The 5,557-nt window shown below is 50.0% G+C and carries 2 tRNA genes and 3 rRNA genes; all 5 read left to right on the top strand.

Annotated features, from left to right (window positions below):
* Positions 1 to 266: 266 nt before the first annotated feature.
* The 5 genes from ACTHR2_RS10430 to rrf all read left to right on the top strand — a co-directional run bounded on the left by ACTHR2_RS10430 (position 267) and on the right by rrf (position 5,517).
* Positions 267 to 1,807: ribosomal RNA gene (locus ACTHR2_RS10430) — 16S ribosomal RNA — on the top strand.
* 105 nt (positions 1,808 to 1,912) lie between these two features.
* A tRNA-Ile gene (locus ACTHR2_RS10425) sits at positions 1,913 to 1,989 on the top strand.
* A gap of 5 nt (positions 1,990 to 1,994) precedes the next feature.
* A tRNA-Ala gene (locus ACTHR2_RS10420) sits at positions 1,995 to 2,070 on the top strand.
* Between the two features lie 348 nt (positions 2,071 to 2,418).
* Positions 2,419 to 5,307 (top strand): 23S ribosomal RNA (locus ACTHR2_RS10415).
* A 96-nt stretch (positions 5,308 to 5,403) separates the two neighbouring features.
* Positions 5,404 to 5,517 (top strand): 5S ribosomal RNA (gene rrf / locus ACTHR2_RS10410).
* The 16S, 23S and 5S rRNA genes sit together here with 2 tRNA genes alongside, the layout of an rRNA operon.
* The last annotated feature ends 40 nt before the right edge of the window (positions 5,518 to 5,557 follow it).

Genomic DNA, 5,557 nt, shown 5'->3' with positions numbered 1-5,557 from the left:
TTTGGGGGCGTATAGTTCGGTTCTTCGCTGCTGACGCGGTGAAGAAAACGAAGCAGACAGTATAACACAGTTAGTTAGAATTTTCGATAATTTTAGTTGACATTTGCTAAATGTACTGTATAATTCGATTCGCTCTTTAAAAAACAGATTACCGATAAGTGTGAGTGCATTAGGCCTCACACTGTTTGAAAGACAGACAAGATGATGTTTTAGACATTGTCCTGTCGGTTTCTTTGAAGCAGACCAGAAGTTATAAGTTAGAGATTGAACATAAGAGTTTGATCCTGGCTCAGATTGAACGCTGGCGGCATGCTTTACACATGCAAGTCGGACGGCAGCACAGAGAAGCTTGCTTCTTGGGTGGCGAGTGGCGAACGGGTGAGTAATATATCGGAACGTACCGAGTAATGGGGGATAACTAATCGAAAGATTAGCTAATACCGCATATTCTCTGAGGAGGAAAGCAGGGGACCTTCGGGCCTTGCGTTATTCGAGCGGCCGATATCTGATTAGCTAGTTGGTGGGGTAAAGGCCTACCAAGGCGACGATCAGTAGCGGGTCTGAGAGGATGATCCGCCACACTGGGACTGAGACACGGCCCAGACTCCTACGGGAGGCAGCAGTGGGGAATTTTGGACAATGGGCGCAAGCCTGATCCAGCCATGCCGCGTGTCTGAAGAAGGCCTTCGGGTTGTAAAGGACTTTTGTCAGGGAAGAAAAGGCTGTTGCTAATATCGACAGTTGATGACGGTACCTGAAGAATAAGCACCGGCTAACTACGTGCCAGCAGCCGCGGTAATACGTAGGGTGCGAGCGTTAATCGGAATTACTGGGCGTAAAGCGAGCGCAGACGGTTACTTAAGCAGGATGTGAAATCCCCGGGCTCAACCTGGGAACTGCGTTCTGAACTGGGTGACTAGAGTGTGTCAGAGGGAGGTAGAATTCCACGTGTAGCAGTGAAATGCGTAGAGATGTGGAGGAATACCGATGGCGAAGGCAGCCTCCTGGGATAACACTGACGTTCATGCTCGAAAGCGTGGGTAGCAAACAGGATTAGATACCCTGGTAGTCCACGCCCTAAACGATGTCAATTAGCTGTTGGGCAACTTGATTGCTTAGTAGCGTAGCTAACGCGTGAAATTGACCGCCTGGGGAGTACGGTCGCAAGATTAAAACTCAAAGGAATTGACGGGGACCCGCACAAGCGGTGGATGATGTGGATTAATTCGATGCAACGCGAAGAACCTTACCTGGTCTTGACATGTACGGAATCCTCCAGAGACGGAGGAGTGCCTTCGGGAGCCGTAACACAGGTGCTGCATGGCTGTCGTCAGCTCGTGTCGTGAGATGTTGGGTTAAGTCCCGCAACGAGCGCAACCCTTGTCATTAGTTGCCATCATTTAGTTGGGCACTCTAATGAGACTGCCGGTGACAAGCCGGAGGAAGGTGGGGATGACGTCAAGTCCTCATGGCCCTTATGACCAGGGCTTCACACGTCATACAATGGTCGGTACAGAGGGTAGCCAAGCCGCGAGGTGGAGCCAATCTCACAAAACCGATCGTAGTCCGGATTGCACTCTGCAACTCGAGTGCATGAAGTCGGAATCGCTAGTAATCGCAGGTCAGCATACTGCGGTGAATACGTTCCCGGGTCTTGTACACACCGCCCGTCACACCATGGGAGTGGGGGATACCAGAAGTAGGTAGGGTAACCGCAAGGAGCCCGCTTACCACGGTATGCTTCATGACTGGGGTGAAGTCGTAACAAGGTAGCCGTAGGGGAACCTGCGGCTGGATCACCTCCTTTCTAGAGAAAGAAGAGGTCTGATGCATTCACACTTATCGGTAAACTGTAAAAGATGCGGAAGAGAAAAGCTTGAGTGAAGACAAGATTCGCTTAAGAAGAGAATCCGGGTTTGTAGCTCAGCTGGTTAGAGCACACGCTTGATAAGCGTGGGGTCGGAGGTTCAAGTCCTCCCAGACCCACCAAGAACGGGGGCATAGCTCAGTTGGTAGAGCACCTGCTTTGCAAGCAGGGGGTCATCGGTTCGATCCCGTTTGCCTCCACCAAGAACTTTACAAATCAAAGGAAGCCTGCTATACTTAGCAGCTTATTTTGATTTGCGAAGTGAAATATCGACGCATCGATCTTTAACAAATTGGAAAGCCGAAATCAACAAACAAAGACAATGAGTTTGTTTTGATTTTTTGTTCTTTGCAAAGGATAAAAAATCTCTCGCAAGAGAAAAGAAAACAAACACAGTATTTGGGTGATGATTGTATCGACTTAATCCTGAAACACAAAAGGCAGGATTAAGACACAACAAAGCAGTAAGCTTTATCAAAGTAGGAATTTCAAGTTTGCTTCCCTAGTCAACGGGTAGGTAAACGAAGTCAAAGAGGTTCTTGAAATGATAGAGTCAAGTGAATAAGTGCATCAGGTGGATGCCTTGGCGATGATAGGCGACGAAGGACGTGTAAGCCTGCGAAAAGCGTGGGGGAGCTGGCAATAAAGCTATGATCCCGCGATGTCCGAATGGGGAAACCCACCTCTTAGGAGGTATCCTTATCTGAATACATAGGATAAGCGAAGCGAACCCGGAGAACTGAACCATCTAAGTACCCGGAGGAAAAGAAATCAACCGAGATTCCGCAAGTAGTGGCGAGCGAACGCGGAGGAGCCTGTACGTGATAACTGTCGAGATAGAAGAACAAGCTGGGAAGCTTGACCATAGTGGGTGATAGTCCCGTATTCGAAATCTCAATAGTGGTACTAAGCGTACGAAAAGTAGGGCGGGACACGTGAAATCCTGTCTGAATATGGGGGGACCATCCTCCAAGGCTAAATACTCATCATCGACCGATAGTGAACCAGTACCGTGAGGGAAAGGCGAAAAGAACCCCGGGAGGGGAGTGAAATAGAACCTGAAACCTGATGCATACAAACAGTGGGAGCACCCTTGTGGTGTGACTGCGTACCTTTTGTATAATGGGTCAACGACTTACATTCAGTAGCGAGCTTAACCGAATAGGGGAGGCGTAGGGAAACCGAGTCTTAATAGGGCGAACAGTTGCTGGGTGTAGACCCGAAACCGAGTGATCTATCCATGGCCAGGTTGAAGGTGCCGTAACAGGTACTGGAGGACCGAACCCACGCATGTTGCAAAATGCGGGGATGAGCTGTGGATAGGGGTGAAAGGCTAAACAAACTCGGAGATAGCTGGTTCTCCCCGAAAACTATTTAGGTAGTGCCTCGAGCAAGACACTGATGGGGGTAAAGCACTGTTATGGCTAGGGGGTTATTGCAACTTACCAACCCATGGCAAACTAAGAATACCATCAAGTGGTTCCTCGGGAGACAGACAGCGGGTGCTAACGTCCGTTGTCAAGAGGGAAACAACCCAGACCGCCAGCTAAGGTCCCAAATGATAGATTAAGTGGTAAACGAAGTGGGAAGGCCCAGACAGCCAGGATGTTGGCTTAGAAGCAGCCATCATTTAAAGAAAGCGTAATAGCTCACTGGTCGAGTCGTCCTGCGCGGAAGATGTAACGGGGCTCAAATCTATAACCGAAGCTGCGGATGCCAGTTTACTGGCATGGTAGGGGAGCGTTCTGTAGGCCGATGAAGGTGCATTGTAAAGTGTGCTGGAGGTATCAGAAGTGCGAATGTTGACATGAGTAGCGATAAAGCGGGTGAAAAGCCCGCTCGCCGAAAGCCCAAGGTTTCCTACGCAACGTTCATCGGCGTAGGGTGAGTCGGCCCCTAAGGCGAGGCAGAAATGCGTAGTCGATGGGAAACAGGTTAATATTCCTGTACTTGATTCAAATGCGATGTGGGGACGGAGAAGGTTAGGTTAGCAAGCTGTTGGAATAGCTTGTTTAAGCCGGTAGGTGGAAGACTTAGGCAAATCCGGGTCTTCTTAACACCGAGAAGTGATGACGATTGTCTACGGACATGAAGTAACCGATACCACGCTTCCAGGAAAAGCCACTAAGCTTCAGTTTGAATTGAACCGTACCGCAAACCGACACAGGTGGGCAGGATGAGAATTCTAAGGCGCTTGAGAGAACTCAGGAGAAGGAACTCGGCAAATTGATACCGTAACTTCGGGAGAAGGTATGCCCTCTAAGGTTAAGGACTTGCTCCGTAAGCCCTGGAGGGTCGCAGAGAATAGGTGGCTGCGACTGTTTATTAAAAACACAGCACTCTGCTAACACGAAAGTGGACGTATAGGGTGTGACGCCTGCCCGGTGCTGGAAGGTTAATTGAAGATGTGCAAGCATCGGATCGAAGCCCCAGTAAACGGCGGCCGTAACTATAACGGTCCTAAGGTAGCGAAATTCCTTGTCGGGTAAGTTCCGACCCGCACGAATGGCGTAACGATGGCCACACTGTCTCCTCCTGAGACTCAGCGAAGTTGAAGTGGTTGTGAAGATGCAATCTACCCGCTGCTAGACGGAAAGACCCCGTGAACCTTTACTGTAGCTTTGCATTGGACTTTGAAGTCACTTGTGTAGGATAGGTGGGAGGCTTTGAAGCAGAGACGCCAGTCTCTGTGGAGCCGTCCTTGAAATACCACCCTGGTGTCTTTGAGGTTCTAACCCAGACCCGTAATCCGGGTCGGGGACCGTGCATGGTAGGCAGTTTGACTGGGGCGGTCTCCTCCCAAAGAGTAACGGAGGAGTTCGAAGGTTACCTAGGTCCGGTCGGAAATCGGACTGATAGTGCAATGGCAAAAGGTAGCTTAACTGCGAGACCGACAAGTCGAGCAGGTGCGAAAGCAGGACATAGTGATCCGGTGGTTCTGTATGGAAGGGCCATCGCTCAACGGATAAAAGGTACTCCGGGGATAACAGGCTGATTCCGCCCAAGAGTTCATATCGACGGCGGAGTTTGGCACCTCGATGTCGGCTCATCACATCCTGGGGCTGTAGTCGGTCCCAAGGGTATGGCTGTTCGCCATTTAAAGTGGTACGTGAGCTGGGTTTAAAACGTCGTGAGACAGTTTGGTCCCTATCTGCAGTGGGCGTTGGAAGTTTGACGGGGGCTGCTCCTAGTACGAGAGGACCGGAGTGGACGAACCTCTGGTGTACCGGTTGTAACGCCAGTTGCATAGCCGGGTAGCTAAGTTCGGAAGAGATAAGCGCTGAAAGCATCTAAGCGCGAAACTCGCCTGAAGATGAGACTTCCCTTGTGGTTTAACCACACTAAAGAGTCGTTCGAGACCAGGACGTTGATAGGTGGGGTGTGGAAGCGCGGTAACGCGTGAAGCTAACCCATACTAATTGCTCGTGAGGCTTGACTCTATCATTTGAAGAACTTCAAAAGATAAAAGCTTACTGACTGATTCAGTCATCACCGAATATATTGATTAAGGCTTTACCGATTTGTAACAGTTTAAGTTTGGCGGCCATAGCGAGTTGGTCCCACGCCTTCCCATCCCGAACAGGACCGTGAAACGACTCAGCGCCGATGATAGTGTGGTTCTTCCATGTGAAAGTAGGTCACCGCCAAACACCCATTCCGAAGCCCCCGACTGATGTCGGGGGCTTTTTA

It is taken from the genome of Neisseria sp. P0006.S004 (genome assembly GCF_051963015.1).
Classification (GTDB): Bacteria; Pseudomonadota; Gammaproteobacteria; order Burkholderiales; family Neisseriaceae; genus Neisseria.
The sequence above is the reverse complement of the archived record's forward strand: the minus strand, read 5'-3'. Positions and strand labels throughout refer to the sequence as shown.